Consider the following 25399-nt stretch of genomic DNA (forward strand, 5'->3'; position numbering starts at 1 on the left):
AAGCGGGAGTGCCGCTGGCAGGCCTTTTGTCCAGGCGCTCCGTCAGGCCGCCAGCTCATGGAATGCGGGTGCACCGAGCGGGCCGAGACCATGGCCATGGGCATCGTGCAGGTCATGGAGGCCCGCTGTCTCGGCGGTCGCGGCCAAGTCTGGCGACCAAGCCGTCAGGGGATCGGCCGTGGTTGTGATCGCCTGATCGCGCGCACTGCTGGTCACGGCGTGGCTCCACACCCCCTCGCTGGCCTGCAGCTCCGCGACCTGGGCCGCCGCGGCCGTCTGGTCGGTGAACAGGCTTTTGTCGGCGGCAACCACCAGCGTGCCGTTCCACCACATCCCGCTCTGGCCCTTGACCACGTCGCGTCCGTCGAGCGCACCCTTGTCGTAGGTTGCCGCGGCGTCGGTGGCGGCATAGCTGTGGCCATTCACGCTGACGCTGTTGACGAACAGGTTGCGGTCCTGGCCGCCGGCGAAGCCGTCATTGTCGTACTGGACCTGCACTTTGTGGGCGCTGTCGGCCGACACAGTGGCGGTGAAGGCGTAGCTCTTAGCCGCGGTGCCGACGGTGGCACCGCCGACGGCATGGCCGTCGACCAGCAGGGTGAAATGGGCGTTCACCCCGGCCGCCGGCGTGCCCTTGGCATTGACCAGGATGGCGGCGGTGGTGGTGGCGGGGGTGCCGGTGTCGGGCAGCGTCGGCGTCGCCGTTGTGCCATAGAGCTGACCGATCTTCGCCAGCAGTGCCTGGGTGTTCAGGTCGGTGTAGCCGGTGCCGGCGATCGGCGTTCCGGTCTGATGCGCCAGCGACAGGAACTCGTCCTGGGTCAAGGCGCTGCCGCGCAGCGCGATCGCCTCCTGCTGGGCAAGCGCCACCGCGGCGGTCACCGCCGGTGCGGCAAAGGACGAGCCGTTGCCCATCAGCGTGCGCCCGGCCAGATCGGTCAGCCGGATGTCGGTGCCGTCGGCGCAGAGGTCGGTGATGCCCGGGTTGCGCTGGGCCCAGCCCGGCATGGTGCCGTCGCCGCCCGACGCGCTGACGCAGATCGTGTTGTGGTCGGCGGCGAAATAGGACACATCGGTCGCCGTCCCGTTCTGCCCGGCATTGCCGGCGGCGGCCGACACCAGCACCCGCTTGGCGGCGAGGCTGGCCAACTCGTCCGACAGGATGGTCGTGATCTCCGACGTGGCGGAGCCGCCGGCCAGCGACAGGTTGACGCCGACGATGTTGTAGTCCGACGCATGGGCCACGACCCATTGCAGCGCCTGCTCGATCGCCGACCCCGAGGCGGTGGTGGAGGCGTCCGGCATCACCTTCAGCGCGATGATGCCGAGGTCCGGCGCCTGCGACAGGATGCTGGAGGTCACCAGGGCGCCATGGGTGTCGGCGCTGGGATTGCGCGCGTCGGCATCGTTGTTGGCGTAGTCGTGCTGATAGACCACGCGCGCGGCGGTCTCCCAGGTCGGCGACCAGCCGCTGTCGATGACGACGACCGTCTCGCCCCGGCCGGTATAGGTGCTGTTCGCCATGCTGTCGGTCCCCGTCCTGCTGCCGTCGATGAAGATGCGGGGTGGAGTATGGCGGCTGGCGGTGTGGCCTTCGGATGACAAGGACGGGGCGGATTATGAACTACCGCCACCACTCTCGCGATTGGAAGCGGTTTCGCGGCTGTTCCGCCGCCTCGGACAGGTCCTGCCCGGTGTTGGTCAAGGTGTCGTTCGCCCAGCGCAGGACGCCCAATAGACAGCGACACGCGCTGAGGTGAAATCGCGCGGTGCCGTATGCCCGCATGCTGAGCAGGTGTGCGTGCGCTCGCCGAGGGCCTTCTTCCCCACCGACCAGCAGCACGGACACCGTTGCGACGGCGTGAGAGCGCGGGTCGGCGCTTCCAGGAACAGGCTACCAGCATCTGCCGCTTTGTGGCGCACCATGGAATAGAACTGGGCTGGAGCGGTGTCGAGGATCTCCCGGTTCAGCCCGGACTTCTGCTTCACGTTTGACCCCGGTTCTTCCACCGTGCCGGCAGCGGAGCGGGTCAGGGTCTGGATCGACAGGGTCTCGGCGGCGATCACCCCGAAGCGGGCGATCACTGCGGCCGAGGTCTTGTGCTGCCAGTCCTTGCGTCGGTTGGCGATTCTCCGCTTCTCGCGGGCGAGCGTTTTGGTTGCCTTGCGGCGCCGATTGGAGCCACGCGTCTTGCGATTGACGCTGCGGGCCAGATCGCCCAGGCGGTCACGCGCCGTCTGGAACCAGCGCGGGTTTGCGACGGTCTCATCGGCGTCGGTGTCCGCGGTCTTCACCGCCAGCGTCAGGACGGTCTCGCTGCCCCAGTCGAAGGCGCAGGACGCCGCGCCATGGCGGCGCTGGATGACCGGGCAGTCCAGGGTCAGCCAGAGGTGCCAGCCGCCGTCCTCGTGCATCAGGTCGCAGGAGTTGATGGTGCCGCCCTGGCGGGGCTGCCCGCGTGCCGTCACGGGGCCGACGCCCTGCACGCGCAGCTTGCCGTGCCGCCAATCCGCACCGAGCGTGAAGCACCAACCGTCACCGTGCCCCGTGAAGCCGAAGCCTGGAAAAGCGCTTGAGCGACTTGAATCGCGGGAAACCCGGGGTCTGCCCCGCTTTGACGCGCCGAAAGAAGGCTTGGACGGCCTTGGTCAAGCGGCGCACGGTGATCTGCTGCGAGGAGCAGTTGGCAACGGCCCAGTCCGGGCACTCGCGGCGCAGGGTGGTGAGGTCAGCGCACTGGTCGGCAGAGGACACAGACAGCTTGGCGTGGCGCCACGCGTCGATCCGTTGCTCCAGGCAGGCGTTGTAGAGCTGTTGATGATGGCGCAGCAGATCAGCCAGTGCCGTCGACTGGGTCTTGGAGGGATAAAGACGGTGGGTGACCTTGCGCCGTTCCCTGCGGGAAAGAGGCCAGCAGTTCCGGATTTGTCCAAGAGTGCGGGCGCCATTCACCTCCACCCAACTTTTCAAATTGGGTGGAGGTGAATGGCGCTTTTAGGTGGGCGCGCCACCTCTTATGCGTCCCTTATGCGACGGCGCATAAGGAGGGGGTCAGGTCAGATCGCCCAACTCCATGCGCAGAGCCTGGGCGATGCGCTTCAGGGCGTCCACCGAGCCGTTCCGCGTCCCGACTTCGATCTGCGAGACATAGGACTGCTTGAGGCCCGCGGCTTCGGCGAGCTGGGTCTGCGTCAGGCCGCGGTGATCGCGGAACACCTTCACCGGATGCTCTCCCTCCAGCAGCCGCGCCGCGACCCCGTCGGGGAAGGTTTCGGGGGAGGCATTCCGATAGGCGTCGTATGCCTGGATCGCCGCGGCTTCGTCGGCGGCCTCCAGCAGCCGCTCATACTCAGCAATGGGCAACACGGCGAAGGCGGCTTTGCCATTGCCGTCGCGGATGATCTGCGCCGGTCTAGTCATAGATGCCTCCTCTCGCTCCAATCTCGATCCCGATCAATACCAGAACCCCGTCCTCGATATCGTAGACGAACCGCCAGTCGCCGACACGGAGCCGATAGCCATGGCGACGAGACAGTATTCTGGGAGGAACGGTGAGTCGAGCTGCGCCGACCGGGTTGAGCGGAAGACGATCAAGACAACGCGGAAGATAGGCAAGTGACAACTGCGATGGCTGGGGCTTTTGTCACAAAATGAACACCGGCTTTCCGAACGAAAGTGAGCATCCGAAAGGATGAGGCTACCTCCTTATTAAGTATCCATGCCGTGTGATTGCCCGATATCGGCAAGGCAATCCGGCAATGACAGACACGCAGCAGGCTTTCTACGTCGCGACCAACGGCAACGATTTCTGGTCGGGGCGTTTGGCGGCACCCAATGCCGACGGGACGGACGGCCCCTTCGCCACGCTGGAACGCGCGCAGGGCGCGATGCGGGCGACCGGCATCCGCGACACCTATGTCCGTGGCGGCACCTATGCCATGGCGCGCACGGTCACGCTGACCGGGGCCGACAACGGCGTGCGTATCCTGGCCTATCCGGGCGAGACGCCGGTCTTCAGCGGCGGCGAACGGGTCGGCGGTTTCACCGCCATCGGCGGCGGGCTCTATGCCGCGGCGACCTTTGCCACCGGCCTCGACCTCTTCATCGGTGGGGTGCGGCAGAAGGTGGCGCAGACCGGCGACTGGAACGCCGGCGACGTCAAGTCGGGCTGGTCGGTGCTGGAGGCGGTGGGCGACGGCGCCAGCAGGACCAGCCTGCGCGTCGCGGCCGGTGACGGGGCGATGGCGGCGGTGCTGGCCGCCGGGGTCCAGCCCGGCACGATGGTCCAGACCTTCGACACCGAACGGCTGTCCGACACCATCGTCGGCGTCGCCTCCACCGATGCCGGCAGCCGCACCATCAGCTTCACCCAGGGGGTGAAGTATCCCCTGCGCAGCGGCGGCACCTATCGCCTGTTGAACGACGACGCCTTCATCCGCGACGCCAGCGAATTCGCCTGGCAGGCCGAGACCGGCCGGCTAGTGGTGAAGCCGCAGGACCCCAGCATCCTGCTGAGCCAGGGTGCGGTGGTGGCGCGGCTCGGCACGCTCTTGGCGCTGAACGGGGCGAGCGGCGTCACCCTCCAGGGGCTGACCTTCGCCGACACCAGCTGGGACGGCTCAGCCCTGACGCTGACCAACGCGCCCGCCAACAGCATCGCCGGCAACCGCTTTGTCAATGCTGGCACTGCGATGACGCTGACCGGATCGTCCGGCAACGCGATCGAGGCCAACCGGCTGGAGCATCTGGGGGCCGGCGGCATCAAGGTCACCTACGGCAGCAACGGCAACCGGATCAGTGCCAACAGCCTCTCGGACATCGGCGAGGTGCTGAAGGACGTTGCTGGCATCCAGCTCTACGGCACCAGCGGCACGCTGATCTCCGGCAACGACATCCGCAACAGCCCGCGTTACGGCATCTCGATCAAGAACTGGGACGGCGCCACCGTCAACACCGACACGGTGGTGGAATACAATCGCCTCTACAACACGATGACCGAGACCGCCGACGGCGGCGCCATCGAGATGCTGGGCCGCTCCAATCTTGACACCCGCACGATCATCCGCGGCAACGACATCCGCAGCGTTGGCGGGCTGGCGACCGACGGGTCGGGCTGGCTTGACCGCCACAAGAGCTTTGGCATCTATCTGGACGATATGGCCAACGGCGTCACCGTTCAGGACAACTTCATCCAGAACACCGGCTGGGCCAGCGTCTTCATCCATGGCGGCGATTCCAACACCGTCACCAACAATCTCGCCGCCCTCTCCAACCCGCGCGAACGCTTCATCCGGCTGGAATGGGTGCCGAGCGCCGGGACTATCGGTCTGCTCAGCAACAACCGGGTGACCGGCAACGTCATCTCCTCCTCCACCGGTGTGGATTACTGGGAGTTTTGGACCCCAGGCTCCTACACCGTCACCGGCAATCTGGTGCAGGGGACCCGGCTGCTGACCACTGGCGACACGGCGGCATCCGGGGTGTTCGTCAACCCGGATGCCGGGGACTACCGGCTTGGTTCTGCCGCGACGCTTCTTGGCATGCACGATCTCAACTGGGCGCAGATGGGCACTGCCCCCCTGACGGTGCCGGCAATCGCCCTGCCGACGGCAGTGGCCGCCTCGGTTGACCTGGGCGCAACAGTGCCGCTGGTGTCGGTTTCGCCATCCTTGGCGACCGGCACCAGCATGGTGGCTGCCACCGGGGCCACCACTGCGACCTTGCGCAGCACCCCAACCGCCGCGGCCCCAATCGCCAGCATGATCGTGGGCAACGATGCGGTCGACATCCTGCAAGGGGCCGCTGGACAAGAGACCGTCTGGTGTGGGGGCGGTGATGATTGGGGGGCTGGTGGGGATGGCGCCGACCAGCTGTTCGGCAATGTGGGCAATGACAGCCTGTACGGCAATGCCGGTGCCGACCTGCTCTATGGGGGGCGCGGCAATGACCGGCTCTATGGCGGGCGGGACGATGATGGGCTGAATGGCGACGACGGCGATGACTGGCTGATGGGCGACCTCGGCAATGACCGGCTGGTCGGCAATGCCGGGCGTGACCAGCTGGTCGGCAACAGTGGCTCAGACACGCTGTTTGGCGGGCGCGATGATGACACGCTTTATGGCGGCCAGGGCGATGACCGGCTGTTCGGTGATCTTGGCGCTGACTGGCTGTCGGGCGATCTCGGTAACGACACGCTAAGCGGCGGTGCGGGAGGAGACCTGTTCGTCTTCTCCGGTGCCAGCGGCCAGGATGTCATCACCGACTTCTCCGCTGCCGAGGGCGACCGCATCCGGCTGGCTGCCGGCCAGGGTTACTCGCTCAGCGCCAACGCCGCCGGCGAGGCGGTCATCGTCTTCACCTCCGACCAGGGCATCACCCTGGCCGGCGTGCGCCGCGACGCCTTTGACCCCAGCTGGGTTCAGACCAGCGGGTGAGCGGCGGGACAGGTCCATGCGAGCGGGTTCTCCCATCAGGTGATCCGGCTGGGGACCGCCGCCTTGAGGCGGCGGAGGAAAGCCGGTCGGCCGCAGGCCGAAGATCGAGAGTTGAACGAACCGGGAACGACAGGTAAACTCATCGCATGTCCGTGCTCAGCTACAAATACCGCCTCTATCCCACCCAAGCACAAGTCGCCGGGATGGAAGCGATGCTGGGCGCGTTCTGCGACCTCTACAACGCCGCTCTGCAGCAACGCATCGAAGCTTACCGCCGTCGGCGCAAGACCTTGCGCTACACCGACCAAGCCGGCGAACTGAAGGCCGTCCGCGCCGCCGATGAGCGCCTGGCCGGCTACAGCTTCTCCGCCCAGCAGCAGGTCCTGCGCCGCCTCGACAAGGCCTTCCAGGCCTTCTTCCGTCGCCTCAAGGCGAAAGGCAAGGCCGGCTTCCCGCGCTTCCAGGCCAAGGCTCGCTTCGACAGCGCCGAGTTCCGCGTCGGCGATGGCCTGACGCTGCGCAAGAGCGGGCGCCTCGGGCTCACCGGCCTTTTCGGCGACATCAAGGTCAAGTGGCACCGGCCGTTGCCGCCGGGCGCCAAGCTCGGCGCCGCCGTTCTGTCGCGGTCTGCCGGACACTGGTCCGTCTGCTTCCAGGTCACCGTGCCGGATGTGGCGGTGGCGGAGCGCGACGGCGCCGCCGTCGGCATCGATGTTGGTCTGACATCTCTGGTTGCCACCTCGGACGGCGAGGTGGTGCCGACGCCGCCGTGGACCAAGCGCGCCGCCAAGACGCAGCGCCGTCTCCAGCGCGCGCTGTCCCGCTGCAAACGGGGCAGCCAGCGCCGGCGCAAGGCCAAGCAGCGACTGGCCCGGCACAGCGCCCGCACCGCCAACCAGCGCCGTGACGTCCTGCACAAGCTCAGCCGCTCGCTGGTCGACCGCTACGCCTTCATCGCCCTCGAAGACCTGAGCGTCGAGCGACTGGCCCGCTCAATGCTCGCCAAGTCCGTTCACAACGCCGCCTGGGGCCAGCTCCGTTCCTTCCTCGAGTACAAGGCTGCAAGCGCCGGCACTCGGGTGGAAGCGGTCGATCCGCGCGGCACCAGCCAGACCTGCCCGCAGTGCGGGGCCGTGGTCGCCAAGACGCTCGACATCCGGGTCCACCGCTGCCTCTGCGGCTGCGTGATGGACCGCGACGTTGCGGCAGCCACGGTCATCCTGCAGCGGGCCAGCCACGCCACGGGGCCGGGACACGGCCTTCGGACACCAAGCCAGCGGGGTGCCGCCTAGCTGGTCCGAGAAGCCGCCGCGCTTTAACCGGCGGAGTTGTCACCAGGAGAGCCCGCTCACATGGATGACAAGCTTGACGCAAGCCGGTACAACGCGCGTTTGGCGTTCTCTGGCAGGGCGCCCGGCTTGTGTGCAGGGATGATGTCTCACCTTCTGCTTGACCCAGTTGCCCGGCAGCCAGCCTCAGAGGCGCCGTACGGGCTGACGGCGCCTCCGGGGCGCCAGCCAACCAGCGCCAGACGGCGGTGGCCGCTGCTGGTCAAGCTGGCGGTGACAGTCGCGGTCTTAGGCGCGCTCGCCGCTGGGGCCGATTGGCCGGGCATTGCCACGCGCCTGTCGGCCGCCGATCCGTGGCTGTTCGCCGCCGGCTTCGTTGTGAAGGCGCTGACCCTGCCCTTCGCCTCGCAGCGGTGGCGGGCGGTGGGCCGGGCTGCCGGCTTCTCCCTGACCCGCTGGACCGCCTTCCGCCTGCAGATGGCCAGCGGCTTCGTCGGTCAGATCCTGCCGGGATCCGTCGGCGCCGACCTGCTGCGCGGCTGGTTCACCTGGCGGCTCGGGCATCCGGCCGGCCCGGTGATGGTGGCCCTGCTGGTCGACCGGCTGATGGCGCTGCTGGGCGTGGTGCTGATCGGGCTGGTCGGGCTGCCGCATCTGGCGGCGGTGGCGCCGCCCGCCGTCGCCGGCACCGTGCTGGCCGGGGCGCTGGCCCTGGCGGTGGCGATGGGGTTGCTGCTGCTGGCCGGGCGCATCCCGCGCGACCGGTTGCCGATCCCGAAACGGCTGCGCGACGGGGCGCTGGGGCGGACCGTCTGGGGGGCGGTGGCGCAGCTGCGCGCCATGGCCGGCAACCCGGCCGCCTGGGCGGCGCTGGGCCACAGCATCGGCGTCCACCTCGCCACCATCACCGCCACCATCCTGTTTGCCCGCTCGATCGGCCTGCCGCTCGGCTGGCTGGACGGGCTGGCCATCGTGCCGGCCGCCATCGTCGCCGCCGCCTTGCCCGTCTCGCTCGGCGGCTGGGGCGTGCGCGAGGGGGCGATGGTGGCCGGTTTCGCGCTGCTCGGCGTCGATGCCGACGCGGCCCTTCTGGTTTCGCTGCTGATCGGGCTGTCGATCGCCGTCCTGTCGCTGCCCGGCGGCCTGTTCTGGCTGCTGCTGCGCAGCGAGACCGCGGCAAAGCCGGTTGCCGGCTCCTCTGCTGGCTCCCTTGGCGGCCCCGACGCCTTTCCCACGGATTTCTCCCGATGACCGACCAGCCGACCCCGACGCTTTCCCGGAGCGCTTCCATGGATGCCGCCACGCCGGACACCGCCGCCGAGATGCGCAGCCTCTCCCCCCGCCAGCAGCGGATCTGCCAGCTGTTCGACGCCATGGCCCCGGTGCGCGACCGCTGGGCCGAGCGCAACCGCGCCTTCCACGAGGGCGACCGCGCCTATCTGCGCTTCCTGATTCCGGAAGGGGCGACGGTGTTGGAGATCGGCTGCGGCGTCGGCGACACGCTGGCCGCCCTGAAGCCGGCGCGCGGCGTTGGCATCGACCTCAGCCCGGCGACCATCGCCGTGGCGAAGGCGCGCCACCCGCAGCTGGAGCTGGTCGCCGCCGATGCCGAGGATCCGGCGACCATCGACACCATCGAGGGACCGTTCAGCCACATCCTGCTGTCGGGCACCATCGGCTTCCTCGACGACATCGAGGAGACGCTGCGCCTGCTGCGCCGGGTCGCCAATTCCAAGACCCGCATCATCGTCAGCTATCACTCCCGCGCCTGGGAGCCGATCCTGTGGGCGGCGGAGAAGCTCGGGATGCGCATGCCGCAGGGCCAGCAGAACTGGCTGTCCACCAGCGACATCGTCAACCTGCTGGATCTGGCCGGCTGGGAGCCGGTGCGTCGCGAATGGCGCCAGCTGATCCCGAAGCGCCTGTTCGGGTTGGGCACGCTGGTCAACCGCTATGTCGCTCCCCTGCCGGGCATCCGCCGGCTGTGTGTGCGCAATTATGTCGTCGCCCGGCCGCAGCCCACCGTCGAGGCGGTGACGGTGGATGGCAAGCCGGCCTCGGTCACCGTCCTGATCCCCTGCCGCAACGAGCGCGGCAACATCGAGAACGCCATCCGCCGCCTGCCCCGCTTCGCCCCCGACATCGAGGTGATCTATGTCGAGGGCAACAGCCAGGACAACACCTATGAGGAGTGCTTGCGCGTCCGCGACGCCTATCCCGACTGGGACATCAAGGTCATGAAGCAGCCCGGCAAGGGCAAGGGCGACGCGGTGCGCGCCGGCTTCGCTGTGGCGCGTGGCGACATCCTCATCATCCTCGACGCCGACCTGACGGTGCCGCCGGAGACGATGGGGAAATTCTATCAGGCGATGGTGTCGGGGCGTGGCGAGTTCGTGAACGGCACCCGGCTCGTTTATCCGATGGCGCCGGAGGCGATGCGCTTCCTGAACTTCCTGGCCAACCGGGCCTTTGCGCGCATCTTCTCCTTCCTGCTGAACCAGCGTTTCACCGACACGCTGTGCGGCACCAAGGTGTTGTGGCGCCAGGATTACGAGACCATCGTCGCCAACCGCCATTACTTCGGCGATTTCGACCCGTTCGGCGATTTCGACCTGATCTTCGGCGCCGCCAAGCAGAACCTGAAGATCGTCGAGGTGCCGGTGCGCTACGCCGACCGCAGCTATGGCGAGACCCAGATCTCCCGCTTCACCCACGGCTGGCTGCTGGCCCGCATGGTGGTGTTCGCGTGGAAGAAGCTGAAGGCCTTCTGAGCCTCCCGGCGCAGGGTCAACGTTCGCCCGGCCAGAGTTCGCCGGTCCAGACCAGCGCCGCCGCGATGATGCCGGCGATGGCGAACAGCGCCATCAGCACGAAGCCGGCGGTCTGCGCCTGATCCAGCGCGCGGTCGCGCAGGATGGCGTCGGCGATGGCGCCCTTAACTTCGATCCGGGTGAAGAGAATGCGCAGGCGGCCGATGAGACCGATGACCAGCGCCGGGGCCGCGAGGCTGAACATGCCGCTGCCCAGCCCGACGAACAGCGTCTTGTAAACCCGTCCGACAAGATCGCGGTTGTCGCCGAACAGCGGCAGAGTGCGCTCTCCCAGGACAGAAAGGCTGATCAGGGTCAGGAGGACGACGAACGCCGCGAGAAGCAGGCGTCCTTCGGTGGAGGACGGAAGCGGATCCATCATGGAGGCCGAAGGGGACTGCTTGCTTCAGCTGGCAGGGGAATTCGGCTCGGTGACTTGCGGCCAGCATGGATTGCGTATACACTGGCACAAAACAGGAACGCTCGTAGCAAATGAAGCTGAGCTACAAATACCGGCTGTATCCCAACCGGCGCCAAAACGAGGCGCTGGGTGAGATGCTGTATTGGTTTTGCCAGCTCTACAACGCCGGCCTACAGCAGCGCATTGAGGCCTACCGGCGCCGGGCGGTGTCGCTGACCTATAAGACGCAGGCCGACGAACTCAAGCTGTTGCGCACTGAAGTGCCGGAGCTTGGTAATTATTCCTTCTCCGCCGAGCAGCAAGTATTGCGTCGGCTCAACAAGACCTTCACTGCCTTCTTTGGTCGCGTGAAGCGCGGCGCTAAGGCCGGGTTCCCCCGGTTTAAGGCCTCCGCCCGCTTCCACGCGGCCGACTTCCGGTTTGGCGATGGCTTGACGATGAAGTCGGGACACCGGCTGTCAATTCTCGGCGTTTCCGGCCTCGTGAAGGTCAAATGGCATCGGGATTGGCCGAAGGACGCGACGTGCGGCTCGGCGATCATCACCCGCCAAGCCGGCAAGTGGTCTGTCGTTTTCCAGCTCGATGTGCCGGATGTGCATTCAGTCGTTGGCCCCGAGACCGTCGGCGTTGATGCCGGTCTATCGGCGCTGGTGGCGACGTCGGACGGCGCTCTGGTCGAACGGCCGAGATGGACCAAGACAGCCGCCAAGGGGCTCCGTAAGCGTCAGCGCGCCGTCTCCCGTAGTCGTAAGCCAAATCTGCGGAGCAAGCGCCGGAAAAAGGCGAAGGAGCGCTTGGCAGCTTACAGTCGGAGGGTGGCAAACCGCCGCGCCGACTATCTACACAAACTCGCCGCGAGCATCGTCGCCAGATACGATCGCATCGCCGTCGAAGAATTGAACATCCAAGGTCTCGCTCGGTCGATGTTGGCCAAGGACGTGTTGGACGCCGCGTGGGGGCAATTGATGTCGCTCATCGCTTACAAGGCTGAAAGAGCCGGTAAGCTGATGGTGAAAGTCGACCCGCGCGGAACATCGCAAGAGTGCCCGTGCTGTGGGGCGAGAGTCGAAAAGACCCTGGCCGACCGCGTGCATCGGTGCCCGGACTGCGGTCTGGTTGAAGACCGCGACGTGGCCGCTGCCAACGTCGTTGAGTTCCGGGCCTTCGGGCACAACAGAGTCAGGCCGGGATCAGGCCTTCGGACGCCAAGCCGGCGAGGTGCCGCGGAGCTTGTCCGAGAAGCCGTTGGCTTTTAGCCGACGGAGTGATCACTGACCATCGCGCCTTGCCCGGCCCGCGACCGGGCGATGTGACGCCGCCGTCAGGCGACGACGATGGCCGGCATGGCGAGGGCCTGGTAGCCGTCGCGCTGTTCGGTGAGGTTCAGCAGCAGGTCGGTCAGGCTGTCGCGGGCGAAGGTGTCGGTGGTCGACGCCATCCGGCGGCGGACGACGGCGATGAACTCCTCCAGCACGTCCAGATGCAGGGTGGCGGCGGCGAGGACGTCCTGGGCAATCGGGGCGGCGATCGGGGCGGTCATGATGGCGGTCTTTCGCGGAAGAGGGGGGCGATGGGAGCGGAGCTGCCGGCGCGGACTGGATCGGTCGGGTCAGGCGGCGAGGGCGTTGGCAGTCGGGGCGGCGGCGAGCACGGCGCGGTAGGACTCGCGCTGGTCGGTCAGGCCGGAGAGCAGGTCGGTCAGGCTGTCGCGGGCGAAATCGCTGGTGGTGCCGCTCAGCTTCGACTGGGTGATGGCGATGAATTCGTCGACCACATCCAGGTGAAGGGAAGCAGAGGCAAAGACGTTCACGGCGCAATCAATCTTGGACATGGCGGCGATCCTTAGTATTCGTGGTGGAGGCTTCTGCCCGTTCTGATGAGCTTATTGAGCCATCCGGCCAGTTAACGAGGTGTTAAGATCACCGATTGGTCCCAGGTCGATTGGTGATTACCCCTTCCAAGAAAAACGCCGCTATGCGATTTGTCGGTAGTGTTACTTCTTTCGATGAGGGGGGCCGGGTCCGGCAGGCGACCGAAAACAGGCCCCGGAAAGTCCCGGGGCCTGTTTCGTCATAAGCGGTACAGCCGCCAGTCATGGCTCTGGTGCCAGAGCCGCAGGCCGTTCGTGAAAGCTGCGTTCCATCGGGCCAGTGACTGAGCCAGTGACTGGGCCAGTGCGGCGCCGACCATCGGCGAGAACTGGGCCATCAAACTGCCTGGGGCAGCCCGTGGATGTAGCCGACGCCGCCGGCGCGGCGGTTGCGGTAGGCGTCGTCGATCAGCCCGGCGAGGCTGTCCTTCATCTTGTCGTGCAGCCCCTTCTCCCAGTCGCCGGGGTGCTGGAAGTTGCTCATGATGTAGGAGAAGCCGTTGACGTCGTCGACCGCCTGCAGGCCGGTCGATTCCGCACCCGCCGGGCAGGACAGGATGCGGGCCAGCGTCTTGGTCTCGACGTTGTAGGCCCACAGGAAGTTGTTGACGTGATTGCCGCTGTCCTCACCGATGAACAGCGTGCGCAGCTTCTCGGAGAATTTCAGGTTGTCGGGGTTGGCGATCCGGTCGGCGTCGGCGGTGTTGCCCAGCGCGTCCGGCGTGGCCAGGTCGCGGCCGACCAGGGCCGGAACAGCGCTGAAATGCACCGGCACCCAGTCGCTGGCGATGGCGGATCCTGCCATGTCGGTCTGGCCGCCCGTCATCGGCAGCTGATAGACGGCGCCGGCGTTGATCTTGTCGACCTTGATGCCGTTCTTGCCGTCGCTCATCGTCTTGTAGATGTAGGACACGGCCATGTAGGCGGTCTTGTCCTTGGCGTTGACGGTCACGCCTTCCAGCTTGGTCAGGGCCAGCGTGGCGCCGACGGTGGGGGCGTAGCGGTGGGTCTCCAGGAAGGCGGCGGCCTTCTCCATGCCCGGCTTGAACTTGACCCACTGGGTCTTGCCGCTGAAGGGGATGGCGGTGAAGGACGGGTCCTTCGGATCCTCCGTCTTCACCTCGACGATGTCGGCGGCCTTCAGGCTGTCGGCCAGCTTCTCGATCTCGGCGCTGGTGGCGTGGCCCAGCTTGATCCATTTCAGGGCGAAGGCGCCGCCCTTGTCGATGTCCTTGCCGGCCTCCTGCTCCATCTTGGCGGCATAGAGGGTGCCGGCGGACAGGTCCTTGGCCTGATCGGCGATGAACATGAACAGGCCGCCGTTGGTGGCGTCGTCACCCATCAGCACGGTGCGCTCGTCCGGCATCACCTGCACCAGCTCGTGCGAGATGCGGCCCAGGCAATAGTGCTTCTTGATGGTGCCGGTGCCGTCGGCGTTCACCGTCACTTCCGGCAGGTGGCCGTAGTGGTAGGGGTTGGCCTTGGTCTCGTCGCCGAACAGGGTCTTGCTGTAGGCGCGGAACTGGTCGTCGAGCGCCGCCGCGTCCGGCTCGTACTCCTCGCTCGACAGGTGGGTGTTCCAGGGCGACAGGCTGGCGCCGCAGGTGATCCACAGGCCGTGTGCCGGGCTGGTGTCGACATTGTGGTACTGTACCAGCTTCAAGGCACCGGTTTCCTTGTTCTGGTCCAGCGTCAGGACGGCGATCGGCGACGGCAGCTTGCCGTACATCGAGGCGTCCTTGGAATCGCGGGTGGCGTATTCGAACTGGACGACGGCGAACAGGGTGTTGCCGGTCACGCCCGCCACCTTGGCGCCGGGGATCGGGGCCAGCAGGTTGCAGCCGTCCGGGCAGTCGGAGAAGAACGGCGCCGGAGTCGCCATCGACTGGTCGAGGATCGGCTTGCCGTTGATGTCGGTATAGCCGCCGGCCAGGATCGTGCCGCCTTTGCCGTCGGGGACCTGGTCGCCGGTGATGAACAGCGGCTGATAGCCGAGCGCGAAGCTTTGCTTGGAGCCGTCAGCCCAGGTCACGACCATGCTGGACTCAACCGTGGTCTTGGCTTGCGCTGCGGCGGTGGTGGGAGCGGCCATGCCGACGAACTCGACGGCAACCGGCGCCCCCTTGGCGGATGCCGCTTGGGCGCTCGAGGCGAACAGCAGCTCGCCGGCGCCCACACCGGCGACCGGCAGCAGAGGCAACCCGGCAAGCGCACGGAGCACCGAACGGCGCGACGTTTCAGTCAGATGGACGGACAGGGTGGTCATAGTGGATGTCTCCCGAACCCTCATTGGGGCAAGCGGCTGGCACGGGGCCGCGCCGTCGAACCACTGGAGGGCGGGGCGGAGCGGCCTTGTTCTTGGGCGAGCGCCGGGAAGCTACAGCGAGGATGTTACAGTTTGACGGTCGCTGCCCGACGACAGCCGTTGATCCCAATATCTAGCCGCCTTTATTCACCAGGGTGGTGAGCGGTCTGGTTGCCGCGTGGAGATGATCAACGTGGGGCTGCATAGGCGCGCGTCGTTGGCCGCCGCGCTGACGGCGGCGTGACGGTGGCGGAGTTGGTGGTGGACGGGATTGGGTGAGGGCTGGGGCACGCTGCTCCGGTGCTCAGCAGATGAGCCGCGGCAGGCGCCCGAGGGCGAGGTGGATGATCGCCTGATCAGGCGCGCTGGTCGGCAGGTGGACCTTGATCTGGGTCTTCATCTCGACGATGCGCGCGGCGATCTTCACCAAGCGCAGCCGCAAGGTGTCGAACTGGACCGAGCGCCAGCGGGAGCGCTTCGGCATCAGCGAGCGCAGGCTCCACAGCAGCCAGTACGCCCCGGCGTGCAAGAACAGGCGCAACTGCTGGCCGCCATGCACCGTGTCGAAGGTGTCGTCTATATCCAGCACGATGCGCTTGGGCACTTGGCGGAAGGACGCGCAGTAGAGATCGACCATGGCTCGGCCCATGCGCAGCAGAGCCCGGGTATCCGGCAGGTTCTCCAGCCGCGAGATGGTGGCTTGCGAGCACAGGTCGCGCTCCGACGGCAGGCGCTCCAGGGCCATCTTGAACAGCGGGTCGGAGCGCAGGCTGCCGGCGTCGTTGGCGTCCTCGTAGCCCGCCGCGATCGCCAGCAGGCGGAAGCCAATGATGTCGGCCAACGAATGCACGGTGCGGGTGGGATCGCGCGGGTCCTCAATGCAGGCGGCCAGACGATCGGCAACCCCCAGCCGCTTCGCCACCTCCCGCAGCACCAGCAGCCCGCCATCGGAGGACAAGCGGCCGCCATCAAAGCGCCCGATCACCGGCTTTCCAGCAACGGGTGATGGGCCGGGCAGCGGCAGGGTATGATCAACCATGGCGGGTGGGCGCTCCGGAAACGGCAGGAGTTGGCGTCAGCACCCAAATCCTATGGCCGCTCAACAGATGCCACTACCCCCGCCAACCCTCATGAATTTTCCCGGCTAGCGGCAATACCGTGTCGTTAAAGGGCGCCTTGAACTTTGCGGTAGTTTGGCCGGACGCTGGGTCGTTGGCAGTCCACCCAACGATTGAAGGTGTTTGGATTGAGGGCATGCCGGCGGCAGTAGTCGGCTCGCGATAGGCTGCTGGCGCGCCACGCCTTGACATGCTGGCGGTCTGGTGTCGCGGCATGGCGATCTGCCGTGGTGGTTGGCAGTTCGGCCGCGGACACTGGTTCAGGCGTTTTGGGAAGGGGAGCCGGCGGCTGCAGGTCAGTGGGCGGTAGAATGTGGATGTGGTCCTCGTAGCTCCAGCGGCGATGGTCCGTCGCGGCGGCTCGGCTGCGGGTGGGAAAGTTGCTCATCTTGCGTTTCACCACGCGCGGATTGTGGCGCCCGCGGCTCCGTTCTGCGGGCACCGCCCGGATTTCAGCCAGGATCATCATCAGCATCCGCTGCCGTCGCCGAGGGGGAGAACGCCGCATGTAGCGGCAGATGGCGGCGCACCACACGCACCGTGTGCAGGAAGGAGAGCGTGTCCGGATCGCGTGCGTCGGCGGCCCCGAGGGCTTGGCTGGCCTGCGCCATCAGGTGGCGCAACGCGAAGTGGGCAAGCAGCAGCCCATAGACTTCCTGCTCAACCAGATCGGCTCGGCGCGAACGCAGCATCAGCCGGCGGCCGGGCAGCGTCACCTTGATCTCGGCGAAGAGGACTTCCGCCTCCCAGCGCTCATGGTACAGCGCGGCCAACTCGCCGGCGGGTGCGGTGGCGGGATCAAGCAATGTGGTGATCAGCCGATATACGGGCTCAGCCGCCGGCACACCGTCGAGCTGGTAGTCGATGACCCGAACCAGCACGCCTCCTTCCCGGCGGCGGCGATGCGCGGGCGAGACATACAGGTGGCTCAAGTAGGAGCCGTCCGGCAGCGCCGTCTCGCAGGCGAACACCTGATTGGCCCGCAGTCGCCACAGCAACTCGGCTTTCGTGGCGCAGGCCGCCTGCCATAGGTCGAAGCCGACGAAGCCTCGGTCGGCCAAGCACAGCATGCCCGGCTGGAGCCGATCGAGCAGACGCCCGGCCAGCGTCGTCTCCGCCACGGCGTAGGCGTCGAATGCGGCGGCGAAGATCGCATGGGTGCCGGTTTCCGCCAATGCCAACAGGCGTGTCAAACGACTTCAGGAATGGGCCCCCTGGCGACACGAGGAAAGGGCCCCCGGTTTTCGTCCAGCGTCACTTCCGCTTGCAATCCATGGTGAGCAACGGCTCCTGCGGGGCGGGCTCGGTCAAGCCCCCAGCCGCCTTCGGCGGAGGCCCGCAGGGCCTGGCTTGAGGGAGCCCGATCCGCAGGAGATCATCCAGCCTGGATGCTGGCGGCGCTGGTCGGCCGGACTTGGAAAGGGTTGTCGGCGCAGTCATGCCGAACTCTGTGCGTCGGTGGCGAACGGGGTTGGCTTGATCAGGCCGGAGCGGCGCTTCTCGCGCAGCCGGTAGCTGTCGCCGCGGATGGTGATAACGTGGCTGTGGTGAAGCAGGCGATCCAGGATCGCCGTCGCGGCCACGGGGTCCCCGAACACGCTCCCCCACTCGCTCACATTGCGGTTGCTGGTTACCAAAATACTGCCGCGTTCATAGCGGCGGCTCACCAGCATAAAGAACAGGTGCGCCGCATTGGTCTCCAGAGGTAGGTAGCCCAGTTCGTCCACAATGAGCAGCTTGGGCTTGGCGAAGTGCCCCAGCCGCTCCTCCAACCGGCCATCGGCATGCGCTTTGGTCAACATCGTCAGCAACGTCGCCGCCGACACGAACAACACCGAGTAGCCGTGCCGGATGGCCTCGCGGCCAAGCCCGACAGCCAAATGCGTTTTGCCAACGCCGGGCGGCCCGAGCAACAAAAGCGCGTCGCCGTTGGCCACCCAACGGCCGGTCGCCAGATCGCGGATCTGTTTGGGATCGAGCGAGGGCTGGGCGTCGTACTCAAACCCCTCCAGCGTGCGCACGAAGGGGAACTTGGCGATGCTCATGGCCATCTGGATGCGCCGCTCGTCCTTGCGTGCCACCTCGGCCTCGCACAGGAAGGCCAAAGCCTCGCGCAGGCTCAGCTCACGCCGCGCTGCTTCGTCGAGCAGGCTGTCGATCTGGTCGCGCAGCGCGGTCAGCTTCAGACGTGTCAGCATCCGCGTCAGGTCATCGGGATCGGCGTTCACCAGCCACCTCCAATCACCGCTTCGTACTCCGCCAGCGGCCGCAGCAGGTCCGGATCGTGGCGCGGTGCCGTGGCGGCCGCGGTGGTATGCGGTGCCGCGGCTCCGGAGCGGTCGGGCGGGACGCCAACCACGCCGTCGAGATGACGGGCGTCGATGACACGTTGTCGGCGCCCGCTCGCCTGAACATGCCGCGCCACCTCGCTTCCGGCCAGCAGGACCCGAACCGTGCCGTCGCTCACTTCCACCGTGACGCTCTGCCCGATCAGTCGCCAGGGCACGCTGTAGTGGTTGGTGTCGATGCCGACGGTGCCATCGCTCTGGACCTTGCGGTGCAACTCGCGCACCTGGAGATAGGGCGGGCGCCCGTTCAGCGGCCGCAAGCTGACCGCTTCGGCGGCCTGGAAGCGGTCGATCGGCCGGTCGCCCGTGGTGCCGTGAACGCGGACATCGGCGATGGTGCGCATCCAGTGCACCAGGTGTCCTTCGAACGCCTCCCAACTGGCGAAGCGCCGCCCGGCGACAGCGTTCTTCTTGACGTAGCCGACACCGTTCTCGTCCTTGCCTTTGGTGCGCGCCCGATACGGCGCGCAGGCGCGCGGGCGAAAGCCCCAATAGCGGGCGAAGGCATGGAAGCGGTCGTTGAAGGTCACTTCCCGGGTTTCCCGATCGTGATGGGTGACCAGGGTCTTGGGATTGTCGATCAGCACCTCGTGCGGCACGCCCCCAAAGTGCCGGAAGGCGGCCTCCAGGCCGGTGATCCAGGCAGACTGCCGCTCGTGACGGAACGCCGTGACGAAGTTGCGGCGCGAGTAGCCCAGTGTCGCGACGAACAGGTGAACCCGCATCCGCTCACCGCCGATCTCCACGGCGGTGGTGCCGAAGTCGATCTGCAACTGCTGCCCCGGCGCCGTCTCGAAGCGCACCGTGGCTCGGCTCTCCGCCTCCAGATCCTGGCGCAATCCCTGAACGGCGCGTTCCACGGTGCGCAGCGATACCTGGACCCCATGCTCGTCCGCCAACTCCTGGCGGACGACGTCGGCATTGCCCCGATGCCGCCGGAAGCGCTCGGCGAGCCAGTCCGTCAAGCCATCGAGCCGACCAGGCCGCTGCGGTGACCGGTAGGGGTGCCAACCACCACCACGCAAGTAACGCTTCACCGTCTTGCGGTCGCACCCCAACTCCCGGGCGATCCGCTTCGTGCCCCAACCCAGGGCCTGCAACCGGATCATCGCCGTCACATCGTCTGGGGCCAGCATCACGTCCCTCCGATCCGTCGTCTCGGAGGAACTCAACGGTATCGTGACCTCGACCATTCTCTACCCCTCAATGTCGAAGGGGGGCCCTTTCCTCATGTCGTCCAGGGGGGAGATTCTCATGTCGCCTGACAAGGCGCAGTTGGGGATAGGCGCTCATGCCCCGCGACGCCGCTGGCCGGCCAAAGCGCGTGTCGATCTCGGCCGTGTCCGGCAGTTCGAGGGTGGTGCCGTCCAGGCTGACCAAGCGGTGACCGCGATAGAAGGCGCCGGGTAGGCCCGGTGTGGCGAGCGGCCGTGCGACGCGTCGGTACAACTCGGCCAGCGGCGCCACGCCAAGGCGGCGGCGTGCCTTGGTGATGGAGGACTTGGTGGCGAGTGCGAGGGCATCGCCGCCCCGGCACAGCCAGCGCACGCCTTCCAGCAGGCAGCGCAGCACCTCGCCGTAGGAGGCTTGCCCGTACAGCGCCAAGGCCATGACGTAGTAGACAACCAACCGCGCCGGCAGCGAACGCTGGCGCACGCTTGCTCGTTCAGTATCAGCCAAGACGGAATCGATCAGCGACGCCGGCACCGTGGTCGTCAGCACCCCGAGCGTCACATGATCGCTGACCCGCACCCCTCGCGGCAACGCCGACACTGTCCGCGCCATGACACCGCCCTCCGCAGACCATGATCTGCGACCTTCAACAGGCGGGCACGTTTAACGACACGGTATTGCGGCTAGCCCTGGCACCGACAGGCAACGGGACAAATTCGCCAGCAGTATCAAATCTGAGGAAGAGCCGGTTTTGGACGCCGATGCACAGCTGATCTCTGCGAAAGGGCAGCAAGGCTGTGAGTGGAATTTTATCGGTGCGGTGATGCGCTGAATTGACGATGCTGTGGTGGCCCAAGGCACAATGTCGCCTCTGGCCCATAGGGTCTCAAGCCCTGTCCACGGATCAATAAAAGGCAATTCGATGGTCAAGCCAAGTGAACCAACCAAAGACGAGATGAGCACGTCGTATGCCGTTTTCCAGGGCGGCAGCGAGGTTGGCGAGGTAATGTCAGTGCTGAGTGTACGCCTGCCCAGAGCAACACTGATTGGAGCGATCAACACTGCCGCCATCCTGAAGATGCCATTGGAGCAGTTCGTCGTCGACGCTCTAGCTGACTACACCCGTCGGCACATGGAAGATTTGATGATTGAGACGGCGTAACGATTGTCGATGGTTTGATGTTTCGGTAGCTCTCACAGCCTCTTGTCGGCGTGGCTCGGGGTTCGTTCGGTGGATGGCTTCAAGCGGTAACGCCTCCGTCTCAGCCGTGATGGCGGACACGGTGACCCTCTGCGTCAGGATGGTTGTCGCCCGAATAGGGTTGTATGAATCCGAGGGCGATGAGGAGAGAGCCGTTGGGCAGATACGGACAAGCCTTCAAGGACCGTGCGGTGGCCCGGCTGCTGCCGCCCGAAGGCGCCTCGCCGGCGACGGTGAGCCAGGAACTGGGTGTCTCGGCGGCCACGCTCGAGCGCTGGCGGGCCGAGGCGCTGGCCACCCCCGCCCGGGATCGGGGCTGGACGGCGGCCGCGCGCCTGGACGCGGTGCTCGCCACGGCGGCTTTGGACGAGGCGTCGACGGGCGCCTGGTGCCGCGAAAAGGGCATCCATCCGGAAGAGCTGGCGCGCTGGGGCCGGGCCGCCACCCAGGCGCTCGCCGGGCCCGAGGAGGCCCGCGCCAGCCCGGGCGAGACCAAGGCCGACCGCAAGCGTGTCCGGGAGCTCGAGCGCGAGCTCCGGCGCAAGGACAAGGCCCTGGCCGAAACCGCCGCGCTCCTGGTGCTCAGAAAAAAAGTCGCGGCGATCCTGGGCACGGGCGAGGACGAATGATCGTCCTCTAGGATCGCCGCGAACTCGCCTGCGTATTTCGGCGAATTCGCCCAGGCGTTTCGGTTGAAAGCGCCCACCGTTTCGGCGAAACCGCCCACCCGAATTGAAAGCTGGTGGGTGCCGGGGCCGAACCCTGGATTTACGTTATGAAGGTTGTAGGTTTGGTTGCCAAGCACCGGCCTTAGGTGTCGGGGGTTTCACTGGCGGCATCGGCCTTGGTGCGGCGCATGGAGTCGCCATGCAGGTCGATGCGGTAGGCACGGTGCACGAGGCGGTCGAGGATGGCGTCGGCGTAGGTGGCATCGCCGATGAGCCGAAGCCAGTTGGCCACGGGAACTTGGGTGGCCAGCATGGTTGCGGCCCGGTCGTGGCGGTCGTCGATCACCTCCATCAGGTCTAGGCGCTGAGCCGCGGTCAGCTCGGTCATCGCCCAGTCATCCAGGATCAGCAGATCGAGCCGGGCGATCCGTCGCAGCAGCCGGGCGAGCGAACCGTCCAGGCGGGCGGTGGCCAGATCGTCCAGCAGGCGGGTCAGCCGGGTGTAGAGTACGCTGTGGCCTTCCCGCGCCGCCTGGTTGCCGAGTGCACAGGCCAGCCAGGTCTTGCCGATCCCGGTCGGGCCGGTGATCAGAACCGGCCGGTTCTCCTTTACCCAACGCCCGGTGGCCAGCTCGCGCACAATACCGCGATCGAGCCCACGCGGGGTGCGCAGGTCGAGGTCCTCCAGGCAGGCAGTCTGGCGCAGCCGGGCGCGTTTCAGTCGGCTGGCGAGCGCGGTGTTGGCCCGCTCCGCCGCCTCGCGTTCGATCAAGGTGCCCAACTGCTCGTCGAAGGCCAGTTGGCCGCGGTCGGGCAGGCGCTCCAGGGCCTCCAGCCCTTTGGCCATGCCGTACAGACGCAGCTGGCGCAACCGCTCGTGGTTGACGTGCTTCATCATCATGTCTCCGTCAGTGATAGTAGGAAGGGCCGCGCAGATTGGCGTGCTCGCCGGCACCGGCCGGGTCCGCCGCCGTGGCGGGGGGCGCCGCTAACCAGCGCTGGACGTAGCGGTAGGATCCGACGTTGGCCTCCAGCGCCGCTTGGCAGGCTTGCTCCAGCCGGTCGGTGCCATGGGTGGCCGCCAGGCGGATCAGGCCGATCCCGGCCCGCACCGCCTGTTCGGGATGATCGGCGCCGGCCAAGATGCGCGCGAACAGCAACGCGGCGGCCGGGCCGATGGCGGCCAAGTCGGCCTGGATGGCGTCGGGGGTGAAGCGGGCGACGGCCCGGTGGTTGGCGGGGCGATGGGCGTCCAGCGTCACGGTGGCGCCATCCTGCCGCCGGACATGGCAGGCCATCCGCTTGCCGCGCAGGAAGACGCTGATCACGCCGGCAGTGCTGTGTACGTCGACCGTCTTGCCGATCAGCGTGTGGGGCACGGAGTAGACGCCGCCGTCGAGGGCGAGATGATAGTCGGGCGGCACCTTGTGGCGAGCCCAGGTGCCGGGCACGAAGCGTTCTGGCGGCAAGGGGCGCAGGGTCGGCTTCTCCTCGGTGGCGAACAGGCCAGAGCGCGTGTCCTGTGGCCTGCGGCTCAAGGGAGCGGCGTTGAGGGCGGCCAGCTTGTCGCGCAAGGCTGCGTTGGCAGCGTCCAACGTGGCGAAGGGCGTATCGCGCAACGGGGCCAGCACCCGCCGCTCGACCTGCTGCACACCGTTCTCGGCGCTGGGCTTATCGCGTGGGCGCCGCACCCGGGCCGGCAAGACGGCAGTACGGTAGTGCCGGGCGAGATCGTGATAAGCCGGGTTGATCGCCGGATCGTAGAAGGAGGCGTGGCTGACGCCGACCTTGAGATTGTCCGGCACCAGCTTGCCCGGCACGCCGCCCAGATGTTCGAACAGCCGGACGTGGGAGGCCAGCCACTCCTCGGCCTGCTGGGTCCAGGTCGCCTCGGCATAGACGTAGCCCGAATACGGCAGACAGGCGACAAATACCTGGGCCTGCCGCGCCTCGGCGCCGAGCCCGACGCTCAGCGTCATCCCGGCGTAATCGACCTCGATCGCCGCCCCCGGCCGATGCTCCCGGCGCAGACGCGGCTCGGCATGGGCACCCTGCCATGCCCGAAAGTGCTGGACGAATTGGGTGTAGCGATAGCCGCCGGGATGGACCTCCAGGTATTCCTCCCACAGCAGCCGCAGCGTTACGCCACGGCGGCTGAGTTCATGGCTGATGTGCCGCCACTCGGGCACCGGGCGCGCCGACGTGACCGGAGGCGGGAACAGCCGCTCTTCCAACTCGACGTCCGTCCAGCCCAGCACATCCGCGTACCGCAGCCCGGAGGCCCGTAGCCGATCCAGGTAATCGCGCACGGTGCTGCGCGGCAGCCGGCAGGCATCGGCAATCTGCCGTTGGCTGGCGCCAAACTCATCCCGCAGACGAAGGACTTCTCTGATCCGCCGCATGTCCGACCTCGCTCGGGGCATCCCGATCCTCCTTGGCCTGTGCCGTGGAAAGATCATGGGGATGCCAAAGGCTGGTTCGGACCCCGACACCACCACCCCTACGGGTGGGCGAATTCACCGAAACGGCTGGGCGCTTTCACCGTTCTGCCCGGGCGCTTTCCGCCGTTCCCGCTGGGTGCTTTCCGCCGAAATATGCAAACTCGCCCATCTCATCCACGAGGTCCACCGGGCCGGCGCCCGCCTGCACGCCGCCTGCGAGGTCGCTGGCATCACCGTCCACACGCTCCAGCGCTGGGAGGCTGGGGACGGCCTGGAGGCCGGCGACCGCCGGCCTTTGGCCGAGCGGCCCCGGCCGGCACATGCGCTCAGCGACGAGGAGCGCGCCCGTGTCCTGGCGGTGGCCAACGAGCCGCGCTTCGCCGCTTTGCCGCCCGCGCGCATCGTCCCCATGCTGGCCGACGAGGGCACTTCCCTGGCCAGCGAGTCCAGCTTCCGCCGGGTTCTGCGCGAGAACGGCCAGAGCCGGCACAGGGGCCGCGCCAAGGCGCCCCAGGCCAGCCGCCCGCCGACCACCCACGTCGCCCGCGCTCCGGGAGAGGTGTGGTGCTGGGACATGACCGTCCTGCCCGCCGAGACCAAGGGCCGGTGGTTCTTCCTCTCCCTGATCCTCGACCTCTACAGCCGCAAGGTCGTCGGCTGGGAGGTCCACGACACCGACGAGGCCGACCACGCCGCCGCCTGGTCCGGCGCACCGCGCTCGCCGAAGGCGTGGACGCGATGGCCAGCAGGCCAATGCTGCACGACGACAACGGCGCCACCCTGAAGGCCATCACCGTGCTGGCCATGCTCCACTGGCTCGGCATCGCGCCTTCGTACTCGCGGCCCCGGGTCTCGGACGACACTCCCGTCGTCGAGGCGCTGTTCAAGACCGCCAAGTACCGCCCCCCGAGTACCCCGCCCGCGGCTTCGCCGGTCTCTACGAGGCCCGCGCCTGGGCCAAGCGATTCGTCGGCTGGGACAACGACGAGCATCGCCACGGCGGCATCCGGTCCGTCACCCCCGCCCAGCGCCACGCCGGCCTGGACCGCGAGATCCTGGCCGCCCGTCACGACCTCTCCCGGCGCGCCAAGAAGCGCAACCCGAGCCGGTGGAGCGGCAGGACGCGTGACTGGTCGCCCGTCGACGCCGTCACCCTCAATCCGGAGCGGGAGGTCACCATCACAGCCGCTCCCTACGCCGAGCAAAAACCGGCGCGGCCGCATAATACGGGCGACAACTACCTTGACTTGCTCCGACCACACATGGGACCACCCTGTCGCTTGTTCATCGCCGCGTGAGCCATCGCCTGTACCTCATGCC

22 protein-coding genes and 2 pseudogenes are annotated in these 25399 nt (G+C 67.2%); 8 read left to right on the forward strand and 16 right to left on the reverse strand.

All coding sequences use genetic code 11. The features are described from left to right. Window positions 1-42 precede the first annotated feature (42 nt). The 4 genes from M5E06_RS35965 to M5E06_RS31960 all read right to left on the reverse strand — a co-directional run bounded on the left by M5E06_RS35965 (window position 43) and on the right by M5E06_RS31960 (window position 3421). Window positions 43-1524 carry a carbohydrate-binding domain-containing protein gene (locus M5E06_RS35965; RefSeq protein WP_353654382.1) on the reverse strand — a complete coding sequence of 494 codons (1482 nt, stop codon included), beginning with the start codon at window positions 1522-1524 and terminating at the stop codon, window positions 43-45. A gap of 177 nt (window positions 1525-1701) precedes the next feature. Further along, entirely contained in the window at window positions 1702-2469 is a 768-nt protein-coding gene (locus M5E06_RS31950; RefSeq protein ID WP_252141687.1) for an RNA-guided endonuclease InsQ/TnpB family protein, read from the reverse strand. A 67-nt stretch (window positions 2470-2536) separates the two neighbouring features. Next, on the reverse strand, window positions 2537-2959 hold the full coding sequence (locus M5E06_RS31955; protein WP_252141688.1) for a helix-turn-helix domain-containing protein: 423 nt from the start codon (window positions 2957-2959) through the stop codon (window positions 2537-2539). Between the two features lie 93 nt (window positions 2960-3052). Beyond that, the gene (locus tag M5E06_RS31960) at window positions 3053-3421 is read right to left on the reverse strand and encodes a helix-turn-helix domain-containing protein (protein ID WP_252141689.1); all 369 of its coding nucleotides are present in this window, start codon (window positions 3419-3421) and stop codon (window positions 3053-3055) included. A 338-nt stretch (window positions 3422-3759) separates the two neighbouring features. Here M5E06_RS31960 and M5E06_RS31965 point away from each other — a divergent pair, with 338 nt between their 5' ends. The 4 genes from M5E06_RS31965 (at window position 3760) to M5E06_RS31980 (ending at window position 10495) form a co-directional block, all read left to right on the forward strand. Continuing rightward, window positions 3760-6435 carry a right-handed parallel beta-helix repeat-containing protein gene (locus M5E06_RS31965; protein ID WP_252141690.1) on the forward strand — a complete coding sequence of 892 codons (2676 nt, stop codon included), beginning with the start codon at window positions 3760-3762 and terminating at the stop codon, window positions 6433-6435. Between the two features lie 146 nt (window positions 6436-6581). Then, window positions 6582-7727, forward strand: coding sequence for an RNA-guided endonuclease InsQ/TnpB family protein (locus M5E06_RS31970; RefSeq protein WP_252141691.1), 1146 nt, complete (start codon window positions 6582-6584; stop codon window positions 7725-7727). Between the two features lie 141 nt (window positions 7728-7868). Next, on the forward strand, window positions 7869-8975 hold the full coding sequence (locus M5E06_RS31975) for a lysylphosphatidylglycerol synthase transmembrane domain-containing protein (RefSeq protein ID WP_502802031.1): 1107 nt from the start codon (window positions 7869-7871) through the stop codon (window positions 8973-8975). Window positions 8976-9013: 38 nt separating this feature from the next. After that, window positions 9014-10495 carry a glycosyltransferase gene (locus tag M5E06_RS31980; protein WP_252141693.1) on the forward strand — a complete coding sequence of 494 codons (1482 nt, stop codon included), beginning with the start codon at window positions 9014-9016 and terminating at the stop codon, window positions 10493-10495. A gap of 16 nt (window positions 10496-10511) precedes the next feature. Here M5E06_RS31980 and M5E06_RS31985 read toward each other — a convergent pair whose 3' ends face one another. Beyond that, window positions 10512-10916 (reverse strand): hypothetical protein, encoded by a 405-nt coding sequence (locus M5E06_RS31985; protein ID WP_252141694.1) that lies wholly within the window; start codon window positions 10914-10916, stop codon window positions 10512-10514. Window positions 10917-11026: 110 nt separating this feature from the next. On the opposite strand from M5E06_RS31985, the gene M5E06_RS31990 reads away from it, so the two are divergent. Then, window positions 11027-12211, forward strand: coding sequence for an RNA-guided endonuclease InsQ/TnpB family protein (locus tag M5E06_RS31990; RefSeq protein ID WP_252141695.1), 1185 nt, complete (start codon window positions 11027-11029; stop codon window positions 12209-12211). 65 nt (window positions 12212-12276) lie between these two features. On the opposite strand, the gene M5E06_RS31995 is transcribed toward M5E06_RS31990, so the two are convergent. The 9 genes from M5E06_RS31995 to M5E06_RS32035 all read right to left on the reverse strand — a co-directional run bounded on the left by M5E06_RS31995 (window position 12277) and on the right by M5E06_RS32035 (window position 20381). Further along, window positions 12277-12495: a hypothetical protein gene (locus tag M5E06_RS31995; protein WP_252141696.1), complete on the reverse strand. Its 219-nt coding sequence runs from the start codon at window positions 12493-12495 to the stop codon at window positions 12277-12279. A 69-nt stretch (window positions 12496-12564) separates the two neighbouring features. Beyond that, window positions 12565-12786 carry a hypothetical protein gene (locus tag M5E06_RS32000; protein WP_252141697.1) on the reverse strand — a complete coding sequence of 74 codons (222 nt, stop codon included), beginning with the start codon at window positions 12784-12786 and terminating at the stop codon, window positions 12565-12567. A 376-nt stretch (window positions 12787-13162) separates the two neighbouring features. After that, complete coding sequence (locus M5E06_RS32005; protein WP_252141698.1) at window positions 13163-15091, reverse strand: PhoX family protein; 1929 nt, start codon at window positions 15089-15091, stop codon at window positions 13163-13165. Between the two features lie 343 nt (window positions 15092-15434). After that, the gene (locus tag M5E06_RS32010) at window positions 15435-16169 is read right to left on the reverse strand and encodes a transposase (protein ID WP_252141699.1); all 735 of its coding nucleotides are present in this window, start codon (window positions 16167-16169) and stop codon (window positions 15435-15437) included. Between the two features lie 125 nt (window positions 16170-16294). Next, window positions 16295-16723, reverse strand: coding sequence for an IS66 family insertion sequence element accessory protein TnpA (tnpA, locus tag M5E06_RS32015; RefSeq protein ID WP_252141700.1), 429 nt, complete (start codon window positions 16721-16723; stop codon window positions 16295-16297). Continuing rightward, window positions 16701-17441 carry an IS4 family transposase gene (locus tag M5E06_RS32020; RefSeq protein WP_252141701.1) on the reverse strand — a complete coding sequence of 247 codons (741 nt, stop codon included), beginning with the start codon at window positions 17439-17441 and terminating at the stop codon, window positions 16701-16703. Before M5E06_RS32020 ends, tnpA begins: the two co-directional genes overlap by 23 nt. A 243-nt stretch (window positions 17442-17684) precedes the next feature. Then, a complete protein-coding gene (gene istB, locus M5E06_RS32025; RefSeq protein WP_353654383.1) occupies window positions 17685-18476 on the reverse strand; it encodes an IS21-like element helper ATPase IstB in 792 nt (263 codons plus the stop codon). Then, the gene (gene istA / locus M5E06_RS32030) at window positions 18473-19789 is read right to left on the reverse strand and encodes an IS21 family transposase (RefSeq protein ID WP_502802025.1); all 1317 of its coding nucleotides are present in this window, start codon (window positions 19787-19789) and stop codon (window positions 18473-18475) included. Before istA (M5E06_RS32030) ends, istB (M5E06_RS32025) begins: the two co-directional genes overlap by 4 nt. Before the next feature lie 10 nt (window positions 19790-19799). Next, window positions 19800-20381, reverse strand: a complete 582-nt coding sequence (locus M5E06_RS32035; RefSeq protein ID WP_252141702.1) for a transposase domain-containing protein — start codon at window positions 20379-20381, stop codon at window positions 19800-19802. Window positions 20382-20691: 310 nt separating this feature from the next. Between M5E06_RS32035 and M5E06_RS32040 the strand changes: the two genes are divergently transcribed. Further along, window positions 20692-20931 carry a hypothetical protein gene (locus M5E06_RS32040; RefSeq protein WP_252141703.1) on the forward strand — a complete coding sequence of 80 codons (240 nt, stop codon included), beginning with the start codon at window positions 20692-20694 and terminating at the stop codon, window positions 20929-20931. Window positions 20932-21125: 194 nt separating this feature from the next. Next, window positions 21126-21607: pseudogene (locus tag M5E06_RS32045) on the forward strand (transposase); the annotation flags it as partial. Between the two features lie 173 nt (window positions 21608-21780). On the opposite strand, the gene istB (M5E06_RS32050) reads toward M5E06_RS32045, so the two are convergent. Continuing rightward, window positions 21781-22536: an IS21-like element ISAzs2 family helper ATPase IstB gene (gene istB, locus M5E06_RS32050; RefSeq protein WP_252141893.1), complete on the reverse strand. Its 756-nt coding sequence runs from the start codon at window positions 22534-22536 to the stop codon at window positions 21781-21783. Window positions 22537-22546: 10 nt separating this feature from the next. Further along, entirely contained in the window at window positions 22547-24061 is a 1515-nt protein-coding gene (istA, locus tag M5E06_RS32055; protein WP_252141704.1) for an IS21 family transposase, read from the reverse strand. A 190-nt stretch (window positions 24062-24251) separates the two neighbouring features. Between istA (M5E06_RS32055) and M5E06_RS32060 the strand changes: the two are divergent. After that, window positions 24252-25281 (forward strand): annotated as a pseudogene (locus M5E06_RS32060) (transposase); the annotation flags it as partial. Window positions 25282-25399 lie beyond the last annotated feature (118 nt).

The sequence above is a fragment of the Azospirillum sp. A1-3 genome, from assembly GCF_023806445.1.
Lineage (GTDB): Bacteria > Pseudomonadota > Alphaproteobacteria > Azospirillales > Azospirillaceae > Azospirillum.

What these genes read in the sequence shown, in the direction of transcription:
- M5E06_RS35965 (WP_353654382.1), bottom strand. Translation starts at nt 1,524, where the DNA reads ATGGCGAACAGCACCTATACCGGCCGGGGCGAGACGGTCGTCGTCATC.
- M5E06_RS31960 (WP_252141689.1), bottom strand. Translation starts at nt 3,421, where the DNA reads ATGACTAGACCGGCGCAGATCATCCGCGACGGCAATGGCAAAGCCGCC.
- M5E06_RS31965 (WP_252141690.1), top strand. Translation starts at nt 3,760, where the DNA reads ATGACAGACACGCAGCAGGCTTTCTACGTCGCGACCAACGGCAACGAT.
- M5E06_RS31970 (WP_252141691.1), top strand. Translation starts at nt 6,582, where the DNA reads ATGTCCGTGCTCAGCTACAAATACCGCCTCTATCCCACCCAAGCACAA.
- M5E06_RS31975 (WP_502802031.1), top strand. Translation starts at nt 7,869, where the DNA reads ATGTCTCACCTTCTGCTTGACCCAGTTGCCCGGCAGCCAGCCTCAGAG.
- M5E06_RS31980 (WP_252141693.1), top strand. Translation starts at nt 9,014, where the DNA reads ATGGATGCCGCCACGCCGGACACCGCCGCCGAGATGCGCAGCCTCTCC.
- M5E06_RS31985 (WP_252141694.1), bottom strand. Translation starts at nt 10,916, where the DNA reads ATGATGGATCCGCTTCCGTCCTCCACCGAAGGACGCCTGCTTCTCGCG.
- M5E06_RS31990 (WP_252141695.1), top strand. Translation starts at nt 11,027, where the DNA reads ATGAAGCTGAGCTACAAATACCGGCTGTATCCCAACCGGCGCCAAAAC.
- M5E06_RS31995 (WP_252141696.1), bottom strand. Translation starts at nt 12,495, where the DNA reads ATGACCGCCCCGATCGCCGCCCCGATTGCCCAGGACGTCCTCGCCGCC.
- M5E06_RS32000 (WP_252141697.1), bottom strand. Translation starts at nt 12,786, where the DNA reads ATGTCCAAGATTGATTGCGCCGTGAACGTCTTTGCCTCTGCTTCCCTT.
- M5E06_RS32005 (WP_252141698.1), bottom strand. Translation starts at nt 15,091, where the DNA reads ATGACCACCCTGTCCGTCCATCTGACTGAAACGTCGCGCCGTTCGGTG.
- M5E06_RS32010 (WP_252141699.1), bottom strand. Translation starts at nt 16,169, where the DNA reads ATGGTTGATCATACCCTGCCGCTGCCCGGCCCATCACCCGTTGCTGGA.
- tnpA (WP_252141700.1), bottom strand. Translation starts at nt 16,723, where the DNA reads ATGCTGATGATGATCCTGGCTGAAATCCGGGCGGTGCCCGCAGAACGG.
- istA (WP_502802025.1), bottom strand. Translation starts at nt 19,789, where the DNA reads ATGGTCGAGGTCACGATACCGTTGAGTTCCTCCGAGACGACGGATCGG.
- M5E06_RS32035 (WP_252141702.1), bottom strand. Translation starts at nt 20,381, where the DNA reads ATGGCGCGGACAGTGTCGGCGTTGCCGCGAGGGGTGCGGGTCAGCGAT.
- M5E06_RS32040 (WP_252141703.1), top strand. Translation starts at nt 20,692, where the DNA reads ATGGTCAAGCCAAGTGAACCAACCAAAGACGAGATGAGCACGTCGTAT.
- istB (WP_252141893.1), bottom strand. Translation starts at nt 22,536, where the DNA reads ATGATGAAGCACGTCAACCACGAGCGGTTGCGCCAGCTGCGTCTGTAC.
- istA (WP_252141704.1), bottom strand. Translation starts at nt 24,061, where the DNA reads ATGCCCCGAGCGAGGTCGGACATGCGGCGGATCAGAGAAGTCCTTCGT.